General features: G+C 44.6%; 19 protein-coding genes and 1 pseudogene. 11 read left to right on the top strand and 9 right to left on the bottom strand.

The window, feature by feature from the left end:
- Nucleotides 1-55: 55 nt before the first annotated feature.
- A pseudogene (locus N5J47_RS09805) lies at nucleotides 56-308 on the top strand (Fic family protein); the annotation flags it as partial.
- Nucleotides 309-668: 360 nt separating this feature from the next.
- Here N5J47_RS09805 and N5J47_RS09800 read toward each other — a convergent pair.
- The gene (locus tag N5J47_RS09800; protein WP_279960078.1) at nucleotides 669-1298 is read right to left on the bottom strand and encodes a TetR/AcrR family transcriptional regulator; all 630 of its coding nucleotides are present in this window, start codon (nucleotides 1296-1298) and stop codon (nucleotides 669-671) included.
- A 122-nt stretch (nucleotides 1299-1420) separates the two neighbouring features.
- Between N5J47_RS09800 and N5J47_RS09795 the strand changes: the two genes are divergently transcribed.
- Genes N5J47_RS09795 through N5J47_RS09785 form a run of 3 tightly spaced genes read left to right on the top strand, consistent with a single transcriptional unit; the run spans nucleotide 1421 to nucleotide 4738 of the window.
- Nucleotides 1421-2260 carry an SDR family oxidoreductase gene (locus N5J47_RS09795; RefSeq protein WP_279960077.1) on the top strand — a complete coding sequence of 280 codons (840 nt, stop codon included), beginning with the start codon at nucleotides 1421-1423 and terminating at the stop codon, nucleotides 2258-2260.
- A gap of 11 nt (nucleotides 2261-2271) precedes the next feature.
- A complete protein-coding gene (locus tag N5J47_RS09790) occupies nucleotides 2272-3768 on the top strand; it encodes an NAD(P)/FAD-dependent oxidoreductase (protein ID WP_279960076.1) in 1497 nt (498 codons plus the stop codon).
- Nucleotides 3769-3805: 37 nt separating this feature from the next.
- Nucleotides 3806-4738: an alpha/beta hydrolase gene (locus N5J47_RS09785; RefSeq protein ID WP_279962413.1), complete on the top strand. Its 933-nt coding sequence runs from the start codon at nucleotides 3806-3808 to the stop codon at nucleotides 4736-4738.
- On the opposite strand, the gene N5J47_RS09780 is transcribed toward N5J47_RS09785, so the two are convergent.
- Nucleotides 4735-5928, bottom strand: a complete 1194-nt coding sequence (locus tag N5J47_RS09780; RefSeq protein ID WP_279960074.1) for an MFS transporter — start codon at nucleotides 5926-5928, stop codon at nucleotides 4735-4737. The two genes, N5J47_RS09785 and N5J47_RS09780, sit on opposite strands and share 4 nt — an antisense overlap.
- 19 nt (nucleotides 5929-5947) lie before the next feature.
- Entirely contained in the window at nucleotides 5948-6367 is a 420-nt protein-coding gene (locus N5J47_RS09775) for a RidA family protein (RefSeq protein ID WP_279960073.1), read from the bottom strand.
- Nucleotides 6368-6439: 72 nt separating this feature from the next.
- Between N5J47_RS09775 and soxR the strand changes: the two genes are divergently transcribed.
- The 4 genes from soxR (at nucleotide 6440) to N5J47_RS09755 (ending at nucleotide 10540) form a co-directional block, all read left to right on the top strand.
- Nucleotides 6440-6934, top strand: coding sequence for a redox-sensitive transcriptional activator SoxR (gene soxR, locus N5J47_RS09770; RefSeq protein WP_279960072.1), 495 nt, complete (start codon nucleotides 6440-6442; stop codon nucleotides 6932-6934).
- Between the two features lie 685 nt (nucleotides 6935-7619).
- A complete protein-coding gene (locus N5J47_RS09765; protein ID WP_279960071.1) occupies nucleotides 7620-8747 on the top strand; it encodes a Re/Si-specific NAD(P)(+) transhydrogenase subunit alpha in 1128 nt (375 codons plus the stop codon).
- Between the two features lie 11 nt (nucleotides 8748-8758).
- Nucleotides 8759-9082 carry a proton-translocating transhydrogenase family protein gene (locus N5J47_RS09760; RefSeq protein WP_004664154.1) on the top strand — a complete coding sequence of 108 codons (324 nt, stop codon included), beginning with the start codon at nucleotides 8759-8761 and terminating at the stop codon, nucleotides 9080-9082.
- A 3-nt stretch (nucleotides 9083-9085) separates the two neighbouring features.
- Nucleotides 9086-10540 carry an NAD(P)(+) transhydrogenase (Re/Si-specific) subunit beta gene (locus N5J47_RS09755; protein WP_267981720.1) on the top strand — a complete coding sequence of 485 codons (1455 nt, stop codon included), beginning with the start codon at nucleotides 9086-9088 and terminating at the stop codon, nucleotides 10538-10540.
- Nucleotides 10541-10603: 63 nt separating this feature from the next.
- Here N5J47_RS09755 and N5J47_RS09750 read toward each other — a convergent pair whose 3' ends face one another.
- Nucleotides 10604-11425 (bottom strand): SDR family NAD(P)-dependent oxidoreductase, encoded by an 822-nt coding sequence (locus N5J47_RS09750; protein WP_279960070.1) that lies wholly within the window; start codon nucleotides 11423-11425, stop codon nucleotides 10604-10606.
- Between the two features lie 268 nt (nucleotides 11426-11693).
- Here N5J47_RS09750 and N5J47_RS09745 point away from each other — a divergent pair, with 268 nt between their 5' ends.
- On the top strand, nucleotides 11694-13016 hold the full coding sequence (locus N5J47_RS09745) for an ammonium transporter (RefSeq protein ID WP_279960069.1): 1323 nt from the start codon (nucleotides 11694-11696) through the stop codon (nucleotides 13014-13016).
- A 14-nt stretch (nucleotides 13017-13030) separates the two neighbouring features.
- On the top strand, nucleotides 13031-13648 hold the full coding sequence (locus N5J47_RS09740) for a hypothetical protein (protein WP_279960068.1): 618 nt from the start codon (nucleotides 13031-13033) through the stop codon (nucleotides 13646-13648).
- A gap of 40 nt (nucleotides 13649-13688) precedes the next feature.
- On the opposite strand, the gene rsfS is transcribed toward N5J47_RS09740, so the two are convergent.
- From rsfS to N5J47_RS09715, 5 genes are all read right to left on the bottom strand, one after another.
- Nucleotides 13689-14087, bottom strand: coding sequence for a ribosome silencing factor (gene rsfS, locus N5J47_RS09735; protein WP_004678353.1), 399 nt, complete (start codon nucleotides 14085-14087; stop codon nucleotides 13689-13691).
- Nucleotides 14088-14179: 92 nt separating this feature from the next.
- The gene (locus N5J47_RS09730) at nucleotides 14180-14974 is read right to left on the bottom strand and encodes a TIM barrel protein (protein WP_279960067.1); all 795 of its coding nucleotides are present in this window, start codon (nucleotides 14972-14974) and stop codon (nucleotides 14180-14182) included.
- Between the two features lie 21 nt (nucleotides 14975-14995).
- On the bottom strand, nucleotides 14996-15862 hold the full coding sequence (locus N5J47_RS09725; RefSeq protein WP_279960066.1) for an NAD(P)-dependent oxidoreductase: 867 nt from the start codon (nucleotides 15860-15862) through the stop codon (nucleotides 14996-14998).
- 21 nt (nucleotides 15863-15883) lie between these two features.
- Nucleotides 15884-16672 (bottom strand): crotonase/enoyl-CoA hydratase family protein, encoded by a 789-nt coding sequence (locus N5J47_RS09720; protein WP_279960065.1) that lies wholly within the window; start codon nucleotides 16670-16672, stop codon nucleotides 15884-15886.
- A 118-nt stretch (nucleotides 16673-16790) separates the two neighbouring features.
- The gene (locus N5J47_RS09715; protein ID WP_279960064.1) at nucleotides 16791-19601 is read right to left on the bottom strand and encodes an ATP-binding protein; all 2811 of its coding nucleotides are present in this window, start codon (nucleotides 19599-19601) and stop codon (nucleotides 16791-16793) included.
- Between the two features lie 149 nt (nucleotides 19602-19750).
- On the opposite strand from N5J47_RS09715, the gene cysM reads away from it, so the two are divergent.
- Nucleotides 19751-20686 (top strand): cysteine synthase CysM, encoded by a 936-nt coding sequence (gene cysM / locus N5J47_RS09710; protein ID WP_279960063.1) that lies wholly within the window; start codon nucleotides 19751-19753, stop codon nucleotides 20684-20686.
- Nucleotides 20687-20694 lie beyond the last annotated feature (8 nt).

Genomic DNA, 20694 nt, shown 5'->3' with positions numbered 1-20694 from the left:
GTTCTGCTCCTTATTAAGGGCTTGGATTGAAAAATGATTTTTGATGTCATTTTAGAATTCATCAGCAACCGATCAAGTCACCGTACATGATACCGATCAAGCTACCGTACAAGATGGCGATCATGTTCAATGCTTTGTTTCAGTTATGGGGCAAGAAGAGTATAGTTTGATAGAATTAATGTCTTTACTGGGCTTATCCCACTATCCAACAGGATTACCTTAATCCAGCAATAGGGGCAGGACTGGTTGAACGTACAATTTCAGACAAACCAAAAAGTCCAAAGCAAAGATATAGATTGAGTTTATAAGGCTGGGTGACTCAAATTCCACGTAAGTCACTGGGTTGGGTGAAAAATAATCAATTGAAATAAAAATAATAGGTACTTAAAATTGGACAAAATATGGACGTTATTTGCGCCTATTTTACGCCTAAAAATTTAAATTTTTTTGATAAGTTTTTGATTTATTTTATAAAGAAAATTTCACTTGTCCAATCCATCATCGGGGCAACGGAAATACGTGGCTTTAATGACTCTAGTGATTGCATAAAAAGGCTCTCGGATCTGGACAGGCAAGGAAAGGGCAGCATTATACGAGTTTTGTGATCAATTCACCAATCATCACTTCCAAACTCTATATATAGCCTTTTGCCTTTTATAATAGGGAGATCAGGCTGCCACACCTGAAATCAACAATTGAACAGCAGCATGCGCATATTGTTCAAGCATCTTGGGATTTTCGACATCTGAAAGGAAGCGTAATGCTCCAGCAATGATGATTCCAACCACTGCATGTCCCGTCATTTCGGTATCCAGATTTGCCTTTAGAAAACCTTTCTGGATACCGTTGCTTAGATAATTTGCCACAAACAACCCACCCATATGCAATAAGTTATTGATATGCGCTGTCATTTCTTTATCAATAGAGGTGGCTTCCAGCAGAATCAGGCGAACAGTTTTAGGATTATCTTTGGCAAATTGTTGAAATCTATCCGCAATCCTTTCACATTGAATGATGTAGTCTTCAAGAGTTGACACCGCATCAGGTGCATTTTCTTCCGCTAACAGTGCCGTAATTTTATATAGGGTATCCAGAATCACCTTATCTAAAATGTCCCGCTTATTTTGAAAATGGCGATAAAAAGTACCATGCCCAATCCCTAAACGCTTGGCAATGTCAGAAATCGCAGTCTGATGATAACCACGTTCAGAAAATTCAAGAAAAGCCGCTTCAATAATTTCAGCTTGTAATTGCAGACGTTGGCGTTCAGCCCGAGTCAATGGAGTGTGTTCATTCATGGCAAAAGTCTAGCAGAACCCAGTCAGGATTACGATAGTATAGCTGAGTAATTGACATTAAATTCCTAATATGACATTGTATTCCGAAATTGTGGATAATTAATTTAAGAGGAAATAGGGTGATGGCAAAGGGTTATGTATTTACCGACAAGATGGTGTTGATTACTGGTGGTGGGCGAGGGATTGGCTTTGCCACAGCACTGGCATTTAAAAAACTAGGTGCGAAAATTGCCATTGGCGATATTGATGCTGAACTTGCCCAGCAAGCTGCAAGCAAGGTACAGGGTTTTGGCGGATATCTGGATGTACGTTCCCAGCAATCTTTCCATGATTTTATTGCTCAGGCTGAACAGGCGTTGGGGGCAATTGATATCTTGGTCAATAACGCAGGCATCATGCCAATGGGCGCGATGGTCGATGAAAGCCAGGCCATTACTGATGCCCAGATTGATATCAATCTGCGTGGTGTGATTCATGGTATGAAAGCCATATTGCCAAAAATGCAGCAACGTCAGTCAGGACATATTGTCAACGTCGCTTCTTTGGCAGGTAAATATCCGATTCCTGGTGCAAGTATTTATTGTGCAACCAAGTTTGCGGTGGTGGGTTTAACCGCTTCTATGCAACAGGAGTTACGGGATACGCCGATTGGTTTGTCTGCGGTATTGCCGTCCAAAGTGCGTACTGAACTGTCATCGGGTACAGGCGATAATCTACCGATTCCAACCGTTGAACCTGAAGATGTGGCTCAGGCGATTATCACGGCTGTAAAACATAACCTGACTGAAATCGCTGTACCGAACTATTTAACCCATACCCCGAAAGCTTATGGCTTTGTCCCACACTGGCTCAATACCAAAGCACGTCGTTTTTTCGGCGATGACCGTATTTTAAAAGGTTTGGATCAAAATGATCGTCAAGCCTATACCCAGCGTTTAGACCGTTTGACCAAAACACAATAAGGGAAAAATTTATGTCTCAGATTGAGAAATTTCATGTCGTTGTGATTGGGGCTGGTTTTGCAGGGATTGGCGCAGCGATTAAGTTACAGCAAGCAGGCTTTAGCGATATTGTCGTTTTGGAAAAAGCCAATGAAATTGGTGGCGTTTGGCGTGCCAATACCTATCCTGGCTGTGCCTGTGATGTACCATCAGCATTGTATTCATTTTCATTTGCACCCAATCCAAACTGGAGTCGGGTATTTGCTCCACAGGCAGAAATTAAAGATTATATTCAGGATGTTGCCAAAAAATTTGATGTGGAGAAGTACGTCCGTTTTGGCTATGAAATGATTGAAAGTGCATGGGATGATCAGGCAAAGCATTGGGTGGTTAAAACCAGTCAGGGTGATTTGCATGCTCGTTTTGTGATTATGGCTGGCGGTCCGATGCATGAACCTGTGATTCCTAAAATCAAGGGGCTGGATACATTTAAAGGTGCATGTTTCCACTCAGCCGAATGGCAGCATAATGTTGATTTGACCGATAAAAAAGTGGCAGTGATTGGGGCAGGTGCATCAGCGATTCAGTTTGTCCCAGCCATTCAGCCGAAAGTGCAAAAACTCACCCTGATTCAGCGTACCCCGCAATGGGTATTGCCGAAGATGGATCAGAGTTTGCCAAAAGCGGCACAACTGTTATTTAAAGCCTTGCCAATTACCCAGCGTTTGACTCGTTATAGCGTGTATGGCATTTTTGAATCGCTAAATTCCAGTATGCACCATCCCAAACTGATTAAGCAGATTGAACGTGTGGCTAAACTCAATATCCGTTTGGGTGTGAAAGATGCGGCATTGCGTGAAAAGTTAATTCCCAACTTTACCATTGGTTGTAAACGGGTGCTGCAATCCAACAACTGGTATCCAGCTTTGGCACAATCCAATGTTGATGTATTACGTTGTGGCGTTCAGGAAGCTCGTGGCAATACCCTGATTGCCAGTGATGGTTCGCAACATGAGGTGGATGCGATTATTTTTGGAACAGGTTTTGAGATCAGTAATCCACCTGTTGCCAAGCAGATTCGTAATAAAGATGGCAAAACCATGGATGAGGTTTGGCAGGGTAGTGCCAAAGGCTATCTAGGTACTGTGGTTGAGGGCTGTCCAAATGCCTTTGTGATGTTTGGACCAAATATTGCGGTCAGTTCATCTGCCCTCATCATTATTGAAGCCCAGTTGGCTTATATTTTGGATGCCTTGCAGAAAGCCAAAGCACAAGATATTTCAACCATTGAAATCCGTTCTGACATTTTGGCAAATTATAATGACGAAGTTCAAACTGCCTTAAAAGATACGGTCTGGAATACAGGCGGTTGTAGCAGTTATTTTATTGATGCCAATGGCCGTAACAGCACGTTATGGCCGTGGACAACGTTTGAAATGCGTTCACGTTTGGCAAGCTGCAACCTAAATGATTATCAATTGAGCTTTCAGAATCAGGCTGCGATTAAAACAGCAAAAAAAGCCAGTTAATGGTGTTATTTGGTAGGTGAACTGAGGTGAAAAAAATATGGGTCTGAACATAAATATGGAAAAAATAAAAGAAAGTTTACTGAAACAAGGCTTGAGATTCAGCTTTAAAACAGCCAGTGGCTTGCCTTTACCTTTTCCTGTATTGCGTGGTGCAATGGAAATTGGCGCAACAATTTTCAGACCCAGAACTGATGTCTTGATCAAAAAGATCAAATTAAAAGACGCTGCTACCCAGAATATTGTAAAGGCTGAGGTGGCTACTCCGCCAACCCGACCACAAGGTGTGTTATTGCATTGTCATGGCGGTGCTTTCTTTGCAGGTTCATCCAGAACGCATCGGGCACTTTCGACTGAGATGGCAGTGAGGGGGCAGGTCATTGTGTATATGCTGGATTATCGTCGTGTGCCTGAACATCCTTATCCTGCCGCTTTGGATGATGTCAAAACGGTTTATCAACATTTATTAAGTGATGGCTGGCGACCTGATCAAATTTTTTTAGGCGGTGATTCTGGAGGATGTGCACTGGCACTTGCTTTGGCTGTTCAATTGAGAGACACACGGCAACCCCTGCCTGCGGGAATGGTGATGATCTCACCCTACGTTGATATGACGCTGAGTTCAGTTTCTGTGCGTGCCAATGTCAAACGTGACCCGATGCTGAAAAGTTTGGCATTGAAACGGGGTGGCGATGGTTATCGAGGAAAACTAAACGCAGATGATCCACGCATTTCGCCACTTTTTGCTGACCTCAAAGGCTTGCCACCCTTATTGATTCAGGCGGGTAGTGAGGAAATATTGCTAGGCGATGCAAGAAATTTAGCCAGTCGTGCTGAGGCTTCTGGTGTAGAAACGACCTTGAATGTCTATGAAAATATGTGGCATAACTTTCAAATGTTTAATCTATTGATCCAAAAGGCAGATGATGCACTGGATGAAATTGGTCAGTTTATACAGAGTAAACTGGTTTAATCGATGGTAGCTGAGCTTTTCTGCATTAAAAGGTTATCCAGTAAACTAAACAGCATACAGGCAAGAACCAGACATACGCCTACCAAACAGGTCATGGTCCAGCCGCCATGATTCCATGCAAAAATACCCAGTGCGGAACCACAGGCACCTCCAGTAAAATAAGCGGTCATATAAATCGCATTGATACGTGACTTTGCATCAGGTCGTAAGCGGAAAATAATGCTCTGGTTGCTGGTGTGTACCAATGCCAAAGCCAACTGGATCAGGGCAAAGCCAACAATATAGCTGATGAGGACTGTTTGCCCGTAATAGAAGCAGACCCAGCTGATAATGAATAAGGCACAGCCCATCCATGTTAGTTGCCTGGTATAGCCCTGATCAGCATATCGGCCAATATACTGGGTGGATAAGGCACCAAAAATACCCACCAGACTCACCATTCCAATCACTAGGTCAGGTAAATGATGGGCCGAGCTTAGCAGAAGCGCGATGGTGGAATACAGGATACTGACCGCCGCAAAGGCAAACCCACCTGCAAGTGCGCGTAACAATAGACGCTTTTCCTGCTTCAAGAGTTGGGCCATTGAAACAAAGATTTGCCCATAATTCATTTTCATGCGCATGACGTAGGGCAAGCGGCTTTTAAGCGCATAAGCCAATATCAGCATCAAGACCCCACTGACCACATAAATGACTTTCCAGTGAAACAGGTTGGAGAACAATCCTGCCAGACTGGTCGAAAGCAAGATACCCACCAATAAACCGCTCATGAGAAAGCCAACAACTTCGCCTGTTTTTTCAGGCTGTACCGTCATGGTGGCGAGGGGAATCAGCACTTGGGCCGCAACGGAAAATAACCCAACCAGTACTGTTCCAACCCATAACATTGGCAGGTTCACTGAGAAAGCGCTCAGAAATAAACCTAGAGCGCATAAAGTCATGAGTAGGGGAATAAACTTGGTCTTATTGACCACATCACCCATTGGCACAATAAATAGCAAACCCAAGGCATAGGAAACCTGTGCAAAAGTGACGGTCAGGGCAGCCTGGCTTTCTGTTACGGCAAAATACTGCTGAATGGAATGAATCAGTGGCTGGCTATAATAGTTGGCACCTGCACATAGACCGCACGCCGCAGCCATAAACCAGAGCAAGGCCTTGTTTTGACTAATATCTTGAGGGGCTGACATAATTTTCTCTATCACGGGTTTATGCAGTATATGCGGTTGCTTCAATTTCAACGAGCATTCCTGCTAATGCCAATCTGGAAACAGGAATCAATGTGCATACAGGAAAAGCATGATCTTTCCATAAACTTCGCATGATGCCTGCCAATACCTGAAGTTTTTCAGAATCATGGTCAACAATCAGCACACGCAAAACGGCGATATCTGAAAGTTGTGCCTGAGCGGCGATTAAAGCATGCTGAATATTATAAAAGACTTGTTGTACCTGTTGGTCAAAAAAATTGGAAAGTTCACCATTTTTGTTTTCTCCTCCCTGACCTGCAATATGGATGATACGCATATTGGGTTCCACAATGACAACATGGCTATAACCATTGCTTCGTGGATCATACAGTTGATCTGGGTTAATGGTTTTAAATGCGGGTGTGTTGACCTGATTCATAAGACAGACCACTTCCTAAAACTTGGGTTGTGTTAGTATCAAAGCTCAAGTTAACTAGAGGTCAAGCTTATTTTGAAAAAAGTACCATTGCAGACTTGGCTCAGCATCGGGGAGCTTGCAAAACGTGGTGGTGTAAGTGTTGCTGCGATTCGTTTCTATGAAGAAAAAGAATTGATCTGGGGCACACGAACCACAGGAAATCAACGCCGTTACCAAAGGGCAATGCTCAGGCGAATTGCCATTATTAAAACAGCCCAACAAGTCGGGATTAGCCTGCAACAAATTAAAGAGACCTTTGAAAGCTTGCCCAAGCAGCAGGTTGCAAGCAGAAAAGATTGGCAAACCATGTCTCAGCAGTGGCAGTCACAGCTTGACCAGCAAATTATGATGCTCTTGCAGTTGCGCCAACAGCTTGATCAATGTATTGGCTGTGGTTGCCTATCACTGGAACAATGTCCACTGAGAAATCCTGATGATTGTCTGGCAGAACGATCAATGGGTGCGCATTTTCAGGAAATTTTATTGTTGCTGAATCAGAAAAATAAAATGATGAATGAGATAGAGTGATTTTTGCACCAATATTGTGCGTTAAATCTATTTTGATCAGACAAAATTACATAAATATCACTTGAAAAAATGCCGATTCAAGTTTTTACATTTCTTTTTAGTTTTTCTGAGGGATGGCATCCATACAATTCAGATTTATTGATAACCCCTATTCTGTTGTCTTGAAATAGGCCTTGCAGTTTGCGAGATAAATAGTCGCCGAAAAAACCAATAAAAGTTCATGTAAGCCAATTTTTCTACATAGCTGCACGATTATGATGCGGTTTCAGTCCATAGACCCGTTTTAGCCAAGCCTGAATATGAACAATGTTTAAAGAGCTGGTATGTGTTCTATTTATGATGATAGATAAAACATGGGGTTATTTAATCTATACCGCTTTGGCATTGAATGAAAATAAGGCACAAGGCATATAAATGAACAGATAGATACAGAAGAGAATGAAATTTTTATCTTCGATGTGTATGGCTAAGCAAGTATGATTTATCAAAAGCCAAACATGCTGAGCATACAAGGTTTCAATATCAATATGAATCATCAGTTCAAAATATGGGTATTTATTAAATAAATAGTGGGTGGAATTTTAAAAAAGTTCCATTAGAATCCAAAATTCTACAAAGAATACTCCTGGGGGAAACATTGCTATCCGCGATGTTTACTTAAGAAAAACTAGCTTGAGGAACGCTCATGCAGATCGGAATCCCAACCGAAACTGTCGCCAGTGAAAGTCGTGTAGCTGCTACACCTGAGACAGTAAAGAAGTTGATTAACGCAGGTCATAGCGTTGTCATTCAACGTGGTGCTGGTGTTAAAGCCGCGTATATTGACAGTGCTTATGAACAAGTTGGCGCAACTATTACGGACGATGCATATACAGGCAGCCAAATTATTTTGAAGGTACGTGCCCCTAAGGGTGACGAAATTCAAAAGCTTGCGGCGAATACGACTGTGGTTGCAATGTTTGACCCTTACCGCAATCCAGAACTGGACCAGTTTGCTGCTCAGCAGGTCAACGCTTTTGCCTTGGAATTACTGCCACGTACACTTTCCCGTGCACAAAATATGGACGTACTTTCTTCTCAGGCAAACTTGGCAGGTTATAAATCTGTATTGTTGGCTGCGGCTGAATACCAGCGTATGTTCCCAATGTTAATGACCGCTGCGGGTACAGTAAAACCTGCACGTGTCGTGATCATGGGTGTTGGTGTTGCAGGTCTACAGGCAATTGCAACTGCAAAACGTTTGGGTGCGGTTGTTGAGGCAACTGACTTACGTCCAACAGCAAAAGAGCAGGTTGAGTCTTTAGGCGGCAAATGGTTAGACGTACCAATGTCCGATGAAGAAAAACAACGTGCTGCTGAAGCTGCGAAAAGCGGATATGGTTGGCAGCCTGGTGAGCAATACATCAAGGATCAAGCTGCGATTGTAGATAAAGCTGTATCAAATGCTGACATCGTAATCACCACCGCATTGATTCCAGGTCGTAATGCTCCACGTCTGATCAAGGCTGAGACTGTTGCCAAAATGAAACCAGGTTCTGTCATCTTGGATATGGCGGTTGAAACTGGCGGTAACGTTGAGGGTTCTAAAGAGGGCGAAACAGTTACAACTGAAAATGGCGTGAAAATTTTGGGTATTCCAAATATTCCAGGCACAGTTGCAACAGAAGCATCTGCATTGTATGCACGTAACGTTTTCAACTTCCTTGAAACATTATTCGACAAAGACAAAAACTTTGCGATCAATCAAGAAGATGAAATCCAAAAAGCGTTACTCGTGACTCACGGCGGTCAAGTACTGCTCAAGCGCGGTTAAGGAGAGTTCTCATGGTTGAAACGATTACAATTTTCGTCCTTGCCATCTTCGTAGGTTACTACGTAGTTTGGGGAGTAACACCTGCGTTACATACACCACTTATGGCGGTAACGAACGCATTGTCTTCAATCATTGTCGTAGGGGCAATGATTCAGACTGTTGGTATGCCTGCGATTGGTGTTGATGCCAATGTTGCATTCCAGAGTGTAAATGTTGTGAGTATCCTTGGCGCAGTTGCTGTGTTCCTGGCAAGTATCAACATTTTCGGTGGCTTTGCAGTAACTGCTCGTATGCTTGAGATGTTCAAGCCAAAGCAAAAGAAAAAAGAGGGCTAATTGATGGAATTTATTCGTGAATTTGCGAACTGGTTCTACCTGATTGGTGCAGTTCTCTTTATCCTAACCTTGCGTGGCTTGTCTGGTCCTAAGACTGCAATCGCGGGTAACCGTTATGGCATGGTCGCAATGACTATTGCAGTCATCACCACATTCTTCGTTGCTGAACACCCAGTGGTTTGGATGATTGGCGGAGCGATGGTGCTGGGTGCGGTTGTAGGTATCGCGCGTGCGAAAACAGTACCTATGACACAAATGCCTGAGACGGTTGCATTGATGCACTCATTGGTGGGTTTGGCTGCGGTATTGATTGCAATTGCTGCGATTCTGCACAATAACCAGCTAATTGCATTGTTTGAGCAAAATAAAGATGCATTGGAAGCTGCTGGCGTACAGCATGCACACATGAGCGCAGTTCACCTGTTTGAATTGTTCGTGGGCTGTTTCGTTGGTGCGATTACCTTTACTGCATCTGTATTTGCCTATGGTAAATTGGCTGCGAAAAAATGGGCCAAAACAATTTCTGGTGCATGGGTTAAACCTGTTCAGGCGATCATCTTTATTGCAATGCTTGCATGTGGTTTCTACTTCTTCACTACAGGCAACATGACTGCATTCTGGGCGATGACAGCACTTGCACTTGTATTCGGCTGGGTGTGGATTGCACCAGTGGGTGGCGGTGATATGCCAGTTGTGGTATCGCTTCTTAACTCATTCTCTGGTTGGGCAGCAGCCGGTATTGGTTTCACACTTGAAAACAATATGTTGATCGTTGCTGGTTCACTGGTTGGTTCTTCTGGTGCGATTCTGTCTTACATCATGTGTAAAGCGATGAACCGTTCAATCATCAACGTATTGTTTGGTGGTGCAATGGGTGGTGCAGCAGTTGCCTCAGCAGACAAAGGTGAGCAAGTTCAGCGTAACTACCGTTCTGGTTCAGCAGATGATGCAGGCTTCCTGATGTCAAATGCAGACAGCGTTGTGATTGTACCTGGTTATGGTATGGCGCAAGGTCGTGCACAGAATGCGGTTAAAGAATTGTGTGAAATCTTGAAAGAACAGGGCGTAAAAGTTCGCTTTGCGATTCACCCAGTTGCGGGTCGTATGCCTGGTCACATGAACGTATTGTTAGCTGAAGCGGATGTTGCCTATGAAGACATCCTTGAAATGGATGAGATCAACTCTGACTTCCCAGCAACTGACGTGGTACTGGTAATTGGTGCGAATGACGTTGTTAACCCAGCGGCGAAAGATGATCCAAGCTCACCAATCTATGGTATGCCGATTCTTGAAGCGCATAAAGCACGTACCATTATGGTGATCAAGCGTTCTATGGCAACAGGTTATGCTGGTCTGGACAATGACTTGTTCTACAATGAAAAAACCATGATGATCTTTGGTGATGCGAAGAAAGTTGTTGAAGATATGACAAAAGCAATCAATGGTGGTGGTCACTAATCTGACCCTATCAGGATTGAAGAAGCCACCGTTAGGTGGCTTTTTTGTTAGAGTATGTTTTTGTTAAAGGTATTTTTCTACCAGATTCATGGATTGTGCATAAAGATCACGTGCGAGCTGCTGGTTTTTAGCATCTGGTGATTTCCAGTCTGGCATGTGTGCACTGACATATTCTCCATTACGCTTCGCCCAATCATCTCCAGTCGCCATTTGTGTAATCAACTTTGCAGGAACCGAGGTCGGTACTAAACCAATTTTCATCACTTCATAAACAGGTTTTGGCAGTTCGCGATAAATGTCAGAGGCAACGCCTCCTGGATGCAGTGAGTTGTTGGTGATGCTGCTGCCAGCCATGCGTTCAGCAAGTGCATTGCTGAACAGTAGGTTTGCGAGCTTGGACTGACCATAATAGAACAGGGGATTATAAAAACCCTCTGCACGGAACTTATTCGGTTTGATTGAACCAGCCCAATGTGCAATTGAGGCGAGATGTACAATTCGAGCTTTAGGTGCCTGTTCCAAAACAGGAATCAGCTTATGTGTCAGTAGAAAGTGGCCCAGATAATTCACACCAAACTGTTGTTCAAAACCATCCTGCGTCAGCTGCTTGGTTTTGGCAAATAGTCCTGCGTTGTTAATCAGGACATCAAGACTACCGTAGCGGTCTGCAATCTCATCGGCTGTGTTGCGGGTTGATTCAAGACTGTTCAAATCGAGGGAAACCAAATCAACCTGCCCGTGACCCAATGCACGCAATTTATCCTGTGCAACTTGCGCTTTTTGCGGATTACGGCAGGCAAGAATGACGTGCTGTCCCTGCTTTACCAACTCTTCCGCTGTGGCAAAACCAATACCTGTATTTGCACCTGTAATCAGAATTTTCACTTCATGTACTCCAATAATGCTCTTTATTTGATGAATTTTAAAGCAGGTCCTATAGTGCGTTAATTTTGACAACTTGTCATGTCAAATTTGAAAGGGAAGAGGAGATTGTTGTTGATAAAAGGTGTATAAAGGTTTGGATATTAAGTATTTAGTTTAGATCATTTTTTTATGATGAATAAATATAAACCAATGAATTATTAAAAGAAAAAAAGAATTCATTTTGGCATTGTCTTTGCATCGGATTACTTGGTGTTTCTAGGGGAATTTTATGAAAAGTATAATTTTAATGTTGTTGTTTTTACTATCTCTCACATCCCATGCATCTGCTGAAACCAACACAAATATTCAGGAAATCCGTATTTCTCTGGATAGTGTATGGGTGGTGGTGGGCGGTATTCTGGTTTTCTTTATGCAGGCAGGTTTTGCACTCATCGAGAGCGGCTCGGTGCGCAGTAAAAATACCGTGAATGTACTTATGAAGAACTATATGGATACCTGTATTGGAGGACTTATTTTCTGGCTGTTTGGCTTTGGCCTGATGTTTGGCCTGAATCAAACAGGGTGGATCGGACTCAGTCATTTCATGCCAGATCAACTGGATGACTGGCACTGGAACCTGTTGTTCTTTCAAATGATGTTTGCGGCGACAGCCACCACGATTGCCAGTGGTGCCATGGCTGAACGCATCCATTTTGTGGCTTATGTGGTAAGTGCGGTTTTTGTAAGTGGTATCATTTACCCTGTATTTGGTAGCTGGGCATGGGGCGGACTGTTCGGTGGTGATGGCTGGCTGAAAGCTTTGGGATTTATTGATTTTGCTGGTTCAACTGTGGTGCATTCAATTGGTGGATGGGTTGCGCTTGCAGGCATTATGGTGCTTGGCCCTCGTTTGGGACGGTTTGGTCGCAAGGGACAAAGCCATTTTCTAGCAGGACATAATCTGCCTTTGGTGGCATTGGGTGGCTTTGTTCTATGGTTTGCGTGGTTTGGGTTTAATGCGGCATCCACGGTTGCTGCAAGTGTGAGCATTGGACGTATTGCCCTCAACACGCATTTGGCTGCCTGTGCTGCGGCTGCAACGTACATGGTTCTGGCCTTGCTTCAATCCAAGGCGGTACTTATGCGTAATACCATAAATGCATCACTGGGTGGTCTGGTTTCAATCACGGCGGGTTGCGCCACCATGTCACCCATATTTGCGGTCATCACAGGCGCTATAGCAGGTTTGCTGATGACTTTTGTACCTTTGTTGATTGAAAAGATGCGGCTGGATGATGTGGTGGATGCTGTTGCAGTACATGGGGTGTGTGGAGCATGGGGAACCATTGCCGCAGGTGTCTTCTTTCTGGAAAAACCGTTTAACCTTGATGTGATCTCAGTTCAAGCTTTGGGTGTGGGGGCTGCATTTGTCTGGGGCTTTGGTGCTGCGTTTATCATGTTTAAGGTGCTCGACAAGGTTCTCGGTGGTTTAAGGGTTTCCCAGCAACATGAACAGCGGGGACTGGATTATACCGAACATGCTGAATTGTCATACCCAGAGTTCCAGAGGGATGTCACCTTTGAAACCGAAAATATCACTCATCGCCATTAAGGGAGGTGATTGTTATGGCTGAATTAAGCATTGAACAAAAAAGGCTGGCAGTGGAAAAGGGGCTTGCACAGTTCTTGCCAGACTCGGTATTACAGCGGGTTTTGCAGTACTGGGAAAGTGAATATGGTCACCAGCCATCCTTTGTATTAAATCGTTTTCTCAGTGAAATTTGTACCAGTGATGACCTGCGCTTGCAACGCAAGGAGATGTTGAGGCAGGTATTGCATGAAATTTCGGTGGTTGAGAAACAGGAACGCCTCAAGGTAAAAACGGATAAAGAAGTTATGCCCACTGAGACAAGTCCCGAAACACTGGACCTGTTTCAGGCGTTCCATGACTTTGTGATGGGTGTGTTAAAAGGCGTCAGTCAACCTGATTATCTGGATTTTGTGGCAGAGATTCAGGGCAAAATGAAGAAACATCGTTTACTTGCTGGATATTGGTATATTGCAGGTTCAGAGAAGCAGTGCTTGATGCAAATGCCGAAAGAGGCTTATGCGGTTATGATTACAACGCTATATGCGATCTACTGTAGTTTTTATGGTCCAGGCAAGGCGGACCAACTGTATGCACAGATTAAGCATGAAATAAAACAGCATCACCCAGCAGTCGACTTAAGCCAGTTGTTGTAGCAATGAAAAAAGCGACCTTATCGGTCGCTTTTCTTAAGCTTTAGGCAACGGATTCAGGTGCGCGCCATAAACTTTCAAGATCATAGAATTTACGGGCTGTTGGCAACATCACGTGTACCACAACGAAACCAAGGTCAATGAGGATCCATTCAGCATCGCGTTCACCTTCGACACCAATTGGGCGAAAACCTGCTTTACGTGCTTCATCAGCAACATTATCCGCAAGGGCTTTAACATGACGGGTTGAGGTGCCACTTGCAATGACAATCGCATCGGCAACATTGCTGATCGAACTGACATCAAGTTCTAGAATATCTTTGGCTTTTACATCTGTGAGGGCTTCATGTACAACTTTTAAGCAAGCCTGTACATCTTGATTCGATGTTTTGATTTTTAGGTCGTGAGAATTAGAAGCGCTGGGCGATGGTTCTAAATTCATAGAGGGTATATTTTCCTGACAATTACTCATTGTCAAATATACCGTTTCTTTCTAAAAAGTTCAAATTTAGCGGTAACAGTTTATGTCTGACTCTAGGTGTTAACGTCATTGGCAAAGTATTTCTGTTTCCATGCAAAGGACTGATCTGAATGGGTTTTTGGTTTATATTCCGCCCCAATAAAGCCCTGATAGCCACTTTGTAATAGCCAGTCAAAAATTGCCTTATATGCAATATTGCCCGTGTCGGGTTCGTGACGGCTAGGGCAGTCGGCGAACTGGATATGTCCAATCTGGTGCAGGTTTTCCTGTAGGCCTGTCAAAATATCCTCACCCATCATGGCCATATGGTAGCAGTCATATTGCATTTTCAGTGCGGGATGGTTGATGGCCTCCAGCATTTCCTGTGCCTGGGCAATATTCTGCACCAAAAAGCGAGGCATGTCGGTGCCATTGATCATTTCGAAAAGGGGTTCAATCCCTTGCTCTGTCAGCATGTGACAGGCCAGTTTGAGATTGCTTGATAGGGTGTTTAAACAAGGGAGCAGGTCAGCGTCTAAAGGCTGTTTGCCCGCTAAAATATTCACACGTGGAACATCCAATGCTGTGGCATAGCGAATTGCCAGCTCAAGTGCATGATGGAACTCCACCTCTCGTCCTGGGATACCCGCTAGCCCATTACCACCCTGCATCAGGTCGCCAGCAGGAACATTGATCAGACATAGGGAGAGGTTGTGCTGTTCCAGTTGGGTTCGAATATCGAAAATGTCGAGTTCATAAGGAAACTGAATTTCAACGTGTTCAAAACCGTGAGCATGTGCCAAGGCGAAGCGCTCAATAAGAGGAACTTCAGTAAAAATCATGGATAAATTGACTGCAAGATGGCTCATTTCAGGCTCCCCAAATCAATATTATTGTTCTATATATTGAATGATAGTTGCTAAATCTTTCTCAGAAAAGCCATTTTCTTGGTGGGCTTGTAACTGTAATAAAGCTTTTTGTGCAACAGGTATCTTTAAGTTTAGGTTTTGTGCAAGTTTTAACGCATTGTTTAAATCTTTCGATAATGTTTGCACTTTCCATTGCACAGGTTCAAAGTTGTGAGTTGCCATACGTGGTGCAAGAATCTGGAAAGGTTTGGAATCTGCGAAACCTCCTGCAAGCGCAGGGGCAAGGAGTGTGGTGTCCACTCCAGCTCGATCAGCAAGTGCCACTGCTTCAGCAATCAGGGTGCTGTTTGCTGCAACAATCAATTGATTGCAGATTTTAGTGGCTTGACCAGTGCCTGATGCTCCCATACGGGTCACACGCTGTGATAACACCTGATAGATCGGGTCAAGCTGTTGAATCATTTCTGCATCACCACCTGCAAAAATAACCAAAGTGCCTTGCTCTGCACCAATTGTTCCACCTGAAACAGGGGAATCAATCCAGATAACCTCTTGCTGTTGAGCAGATTGCGCCAGTTGTTGCGTTGCTGCGACCGATAAGCTGGAGAAATCAACAATGACTTGTCTGGCCTGTAAATAAGGCTGGATTTGGGCAAAAACACTTTGAACTGCCTGATCGTCAGCCAGACAGGTGAGAATGACAGGATAATTTCCAATATCTTCCAAAGCTAAAGTTGCCGCACCCTGTTGAATAAGTGGCTCACATGCATGAGGGCTACGGTTCCAAACTGCTACCGTATAACCCGCCTGTAATAATCGGGTTGTCATTCGACTTCCCATTAACCCCATGCCTAAAAAAGCGATAGGTGTTTGTTGATCAACATGCATGTGAATTTATCCAAGCTGTAATTACTTATACTGACGTGGTAAGAACTGAATCTCAGGATTCTTGTCTTTCTTGCGTGCAAGGCTACTGTTTTTACCCAACAAAAGTTTAAGTTGCCAAAGTTTTTCTAAACGTAACGATTTTTCTGGCTGGTGTTCCATGGCATCCAATACACGTTTAGCCGCCATGATGGCATCAGGGGAACGTTGCAGCATTTCCTGTGCAATCACATTGGCCCTTGCCAACGGATTGTTGTCCAGATGTGTGACCAAACCAATTTCTTTGGCGTATTCTGCATCAAATACACGTGCGGTCAGGGTAAGCTCCTTGGCTAAATCAACGCCAATCAGTCCTTTCAATGAGCGGGTGAGACCCATGTCTGGAACCAGTCCCCAGCGGCTTTCCATAATGGACATTTGGGTGGTCGGCGTTGCAATACGGATATCCGCAGCAAGCGCAAGTTGCATGCCCGCCCCAAAGCAATAGCCCTCAATGGCAGCAATGACTGGAATTGGCAGGTTTTGCCAAATCAGGAAAGCTTTCTGAAACAGGCTTTGACCTGGCTTGATCAGTTCCCATGCGGCAAATGCGGTATTTTTAGGGTTGTTCAGGTCAGATAGGTCAATACCCGCACTAAAAACCTGTGCCTCGCCTGTTAAAATGACGCAACGAATCGAACGGTCTTTTCCAATTTTCTTTGCAGTTGTCACCAGTTCTTTTAATAACGCAAAACTCATCGCATTGCGTTTTTCTGGGCGGTTGAGGTAAACCGTTGCAATTCCATTGTTCTTTTCAACTCGTAACAGTGCCATTTGCCTTACTCTTATTGTGTTCGATGCTGGGCAGCATAACATGAGTCTTTCACCTGAAACATGACACCACAGTCACAAATAGCGGTTATGACCAGCATCTTGTAGATGCCAGCAGACCCTAGGTATCGTGGGAATGTAAAATCAGGCTGGCGGCCTGTCTAACCTGATCAATCGCAAAGTTCAACTCATTAAAACGATGGTTGGTTTCTCGTATAAAGGCATCATCTGCTTTGCGGCGCTCTTTACGCAGGGTTGAAACGAATTGCTCAAATTCCCCTGAAACCTTTTGTAAAGCTGGGGTGCCAACGTAGCGTGTTGCACCATAAAGGCGGTGTAGCACATGCTCAAGCTGGGGGAAATCCTCCAACTCAATCAATTGCTGCATTTCAGTCAGTTCAGTATCAAAGCTATCCACCAGCATACCCAATAGGTCCTGCGCCAGTTCTTCCTTGTTGGCTGCCAGCTGGATACTTTGCTGCCAGTTTAAAATCTGTGGATCAATTGATTCTGTCGGGTGCTTCTGTTCAGTATTGACAGTCTGGGAAGAGAAGTTGTTTTTGGTCCAATGGGTCAGGATTTGAATGATCTGTTCCATCTGGATTGGCTTGGTCACATAATCATTCATACCCACTTTCAACAATTTCTGTTTTTCATCAGCCAGTGCATGTGCGGTCAGTGCAATAATCGGGAGTTGCATGCCTGTATCCAGTGTTGACTCAAGCGAGCGAATGGCTCGGGTGGTGTCAATTCCAGACATGACAGGCATCTGAATGTCCATAAACACAAGGTCAAAGGGTGGCAGCTTTTGTTCAATCCGCTGCTGAATCATGTCAATCGCTTTCTGGCCACTTAATGCCTTGGTGGTGGTGACATTCAGTTCGCCCAACAGTGCCTCAAGCACAATCAGGTTGGGAAGATGGTCATCAACCGCCAATACGTGTAAGCCCTGACCATTGAAATCCTCAGATTCCTGTTCAAACACAGGCTGATTGCCCAGCAACTGAACCAGTTCACGGCGGCTTAATGGCTGATACAGTGGACGGGCACGGTATTCATTCAGCATGTTCGGCTCAAGGCTCATCTGATAACCATAAACCGCCAGATTGCCATGGTAACGGTGGCGAATTTCCTTGAGTAAGGCTTCAGTATCACCGCTATGGTCAACAATGAGCCATGTGTTTTCCTGCTGGTTCAGGTGGTTGAGGCGGCTGAACAGGTCAAGGATCGACTGTGTTTCAATATGCGCCACATGGTAGTTTTCCAGATATGAGCGCAGCACACTCGCGGTTGCGGGATGAGCCAGATAAGACACCACTTTCAATTGGTCGAAATGAGGATGCTCCACAGTTTCATCTTCTTCCTCAAGCTTGAATGAGGCGGTAAACCAGAAAGTTGAACCTTTTTCGGTTGGTGCACGTTCCTGATTATCCTCAAAGCCAATCTGGCCATGCATCAGGTGAACAAGCTGCTTGGAAATCGCCAGACCAAGTCCTGTTCCACCAAACTGACGTGTAACCGAGGCATCACCCTGGGAAAATGATTCAAACAGCTTTTTACGGTCGGTACCGCTGAGACCAATGCCACTGTCCTGTACACTGAAATGCAGTAGGCACTGCCCAATGTCGTCATCTTCCATGCGGACACGGACAATGATCTCACCATCAGGAGTAAACTTGATGGCGTTGGAAATCAGGTTGGTCAGAATTTGCTTGAAACGTAGCGCATCACCAATCACATGCTGTGGGATGTTCTCGGCATAATAAAATGCCATGTTGATATGCTTCTGCGCGGCCAAAGGTGAAAGCATGTCCATCACATCAAAAATGGCTTCCTCAAGATCAAAGGGGGCGGTCTCAAGTTCCAGTTTTCCTGCATCAATCTTGGAGAAATCCAGTACATCATTGATCAATGCCAATAAATGTGCAGAGGATTTTCGGATGGTCTGTAGATAGAGGTTCTGCTCATTGCTTAGGTTTTGCTGGCGTAACAGCAAATGAATAAAGCCATCAATACTGTTTAGTGGTGTCCTGAGTTCATGGCTGATATTCGCTAAAAAGACGGACTTGGATTGATTTGATGAAATCGCCTGATCGCGTGCCTGACGATAGGTAATGTTCTGAACTTCTAAAGTATCTAGTGTTCTACGTAAGTCTTCCTCAGTTTGTTCAGTATGTTCTTTAAGTTCCAGAAAACTAAAGTGTAGACGTTTAACCACATTGGCAATGTCTCGCTGGAGCAGGCGCAACTCGCCTGTACTGTTCACCACGATATGCTGATCCAGCGTATCGGCATTCAGGCGCTGCATCTGCATACGGATTTCATACAGTGGCGCCAGCCAGCGTCGTGAAAAAACATTTAGGCAAAATAATAAAATCATCAGGGTAATCAGCCCTGTCGCCACCAGCGAAAGCAGGATTTTATAACGGGCCAGTTCCAGAGGCTGATTGTCCAGTTCAATCATCAGCCAGACAGAGTCAGGATTGCTGGCATCCAGTTTTGCACCATAAATATTATTGTGGTTGTGCGAAATCGGGCCAAAAAAATTACTGTTGTCAGGGAACGTCGGCCAGAAGCGATTGTTCTGGTAGCCCACGCTTAAGTAGGTCTGCCCCTGGTTGTCAATCAGGACCGCACGTTGCAGGTTTCGCTCATCAAACATCTTCTGCATGATGTTCTGGGCGCGGTCATATTGGTCAGGATGTTGCTGCACCAGTTGCAGTAGATCATTCGCGGTCTGGTGGTAGCGTGCCAGAATGGCGGAGGCGTCGGAGCGTTGTTGCTGTTTGGCCGCATTGGTCGTTTCAGATAAAACCCAGAAAATTCCCACACCTGTCAAAATTGCGATTGGCACTAGAATGAGGGCAATCAGTTGTCCATAGGCATGATTGAGCCGTAAGCGTTTTGACAGGGTTTTATTGAAATTTGACATAATGCGGTCAGATTTATCATTCTGTGCAACATCTTAGCATGCTTTGTGGCAAACAGCGGTATGGGCTAGCCAATAAAAAGCATAGTGAAAAGGTGCAGTATTTCCATTTTTTTCATACAATAGTCGCCACCTTAATATCGGTGTCGATCATGACGAATACGCAAACTGATTTTTTAGCAGATGAATTTTTACTGGACTATTATGTTGGTAAAACCCCTTTAGTCCGTTTGCAGCGTTTGGCGTGTCATACTCAAGCTACGGTATTGGCAAAACTGGAAGGCAATAATCCAGCGGGTTCGGTCAAGGATCGCCCTGCCTACAACATGATTGTCCAGGCGGAAAAGCGTGGGCAGATTCAGCCAGGCGACACCTTGATTGAGGCCACCAGTGGCAACACGGGAATAGCCCTGGCGATGGTTGCCGCGATGCGTGGCTATAAAATGAAGCTGATCATGCCAAACAACATGAGTCAGGAACGTAAGGACGCCATGCTGGCCTATGGTGCTGAACTGATTGAGGTGACGCAGCAGCAGGGAATGGAAGGTGCGCGTGACCTTGCCACGCAAATGCAGGCGGATGGCAAGGGCTTTGTCCTGAACCAGTTTGGCAATCCAGATAATGTTGAGGCGCATTACCTCACCACAGGCCCTGAAATCTGGAAACAGACAGCTGGAAAAATCACGCATTTTGTCAGCTCGATGGGCACCACAGGCACCATCATGGGTGTTTCAAAATATTTAAAAGAACAAAATCCAGAGATTCAGATTGTTGGTTTACAACCCGAAGATGGGGCGAGCATTGCGGGAATTCGCCGTTGGCCTGAAGAATATCTGCCAACCATTTTTGACCGTAGCCGTGTGGACCGTATCATTGATATTCCACAGCTTGCAGCGGAGCAGACCATGCGTAAACTGGCACGCACGGAAGGCATCAGTGCGGGAACCTCTTCTGGTGGGGCGGTGTGGGCATCACTCAAAATTGCTGAGGAAACACCTGATGCCGTGATTGTGTGCATTATCTGCGACCGTGGTGATCGTTACTTGTCAACAGGGCTGTTTTCAGTTCAAGATGAAGATCAGGCCTAACTGATTAC

The sequence above is a fragment of the Acinetobacter sp. GD03645 genome (genome assembly GCF_029845285.1).
GTDB classification, from domain to species: Bacteria; Pseudomonadota; Gammaproteobacteria; order Pseudomonadales; family Moraxellaceae; genus Acinetobacter; species Acinetobacter corruptisaponis.
The sequence above is the reverse complement of the archived record's forward strand: the minus strand, read 5'-3'. Positions and strand labels throughout refer to the sequence as shown.

What these genes read in the sequence shown, in the direction of transcription:
- N5J47_RS09800 (WP_279960078.1), bottom strand. Translation starts at nt 1,298, where the DNA reads ATGAATGAACACACTCCATTGACTCGGGCTGAACGCCAACGTCTGCAA.
- N5J47_RS09795 (WP_279960077.1), top strand. Translation starts at nt 1,421, where the DNA reads ATGGCAAAGGGTTATGTATTTACCGACAAGATGGTGTTGATTACTGGT.
- N5J47_RS09790 (WP_279960076.1), top strand. Translation starts at nt 2,272, where the DNA reads ATGTCTCAGATTGAGAAATTTCATGTCGTTGTGATTGGGGCTGGTTTT.
- N5J47_RS09785 (WP_279962413.1), top strand. Translation starts at nt 3,806, where the DNA reads ATGGGTCTGAACATAAATATGGAAAAAATAAAAGAAAGTTTACTGAAA.
- N5J47_RS09780 (WP_279960074.1), bottom strand. Translation starts at nt 5,928, where the DNA reads ATGTCAGCCCCTCAAGATATTAGTCAAAACAAGGCCTTGCTCTGGTTT.
- N5J47_RS09775 (WP_279960073.1), bottom strand. Translation starts at nt 6,367, where the DNA reads ATGAATCAGGTCAACACACCCGCATTTAAAACCATTAACCCAGATCAA.
- N5J47_RS09765 (WP_279960071.1), top strand. Translation starts at nt 7,620, where the DNA reads ATGCAGATCGGAATCCCAACCGAAACTGTCGCCAGTGAAAGTCGTGTA.
- N5J47_RS09760 (WP_004664154.1), top strand. Translation starts at nt 8,759, where the DNA reads ATGGTTGAAACGATTACAATTTTCGTCCTTGCCATCTTCGTAGGTTAC.
- N5J47_RS09755 (WP_267981720.1), top strand. Translation starts at nt 9,086, where the DNA reads ATGGAATTTATTCGTGAATTTGCGAACTGGTTCTACCTGATTGGTGCA.
- N5J47_RS09745 (WP_279960069.1), top strand. Translation starts at nt 11,694, where the DNA reads ATGAAAAGTATAATTTTAATGTTGTTGTTTTTACTATCTCTCACATCC.
- N5J47_RS09740 (WP_279960068.1), top strand. Translation starts at nt 13,031, where the DNA reads ATGGCTGAATTAAGCATTGAACAAAAAAGGCTGGCAGTGGAAAAGGGG.
- rsfS (WP_004678353.1), bottom strand. Translation starts at nt 14,087, where the DNA reads ATGAATTTAGAACCATCGCCCAGCGCTTCTAATTCTCACGACCTAAAA.
- N5J47_RS09730 (WP_279960067.1), bottom strand. Translation starts at nt 14,974, where the DNA reads ATGAGCCATCTTGCAGTCAATTTATCCATGATTTTTACTGAAGTTCCT.
- N5J47_RS09725 (WP_279960066.1), bottom strand. Translation starts at nt 15,862, where the DNA reads ATGCATGTTGATCAACAAACACCTATCGCTTTTTTAGGCATGGGGTTA.
- N5J47_RS09720 (WP_279960065.1), bottom strand. Translation starts at nt 16,672, where the DNA reads ATGGCACTGTTACGAGTTGAAAAGAACAATGGAATTGCAACGGTTTAC.
- N5J47_RS09715 (WP_279960064.1), bottom strand. Translation starts at nt 19,601, where the DNA reads ATGTCAAATTTCAATAAAACCCTGTCAAAACGCTTACGGCTCAATCAT.
- cysM (WP_279960063.1), top strand. Translation starts at nt 19,751, where the DNA reads ATGACGAATACGCAAACTGATTTTTTAGCAGATGAATTTTTACTGGAC.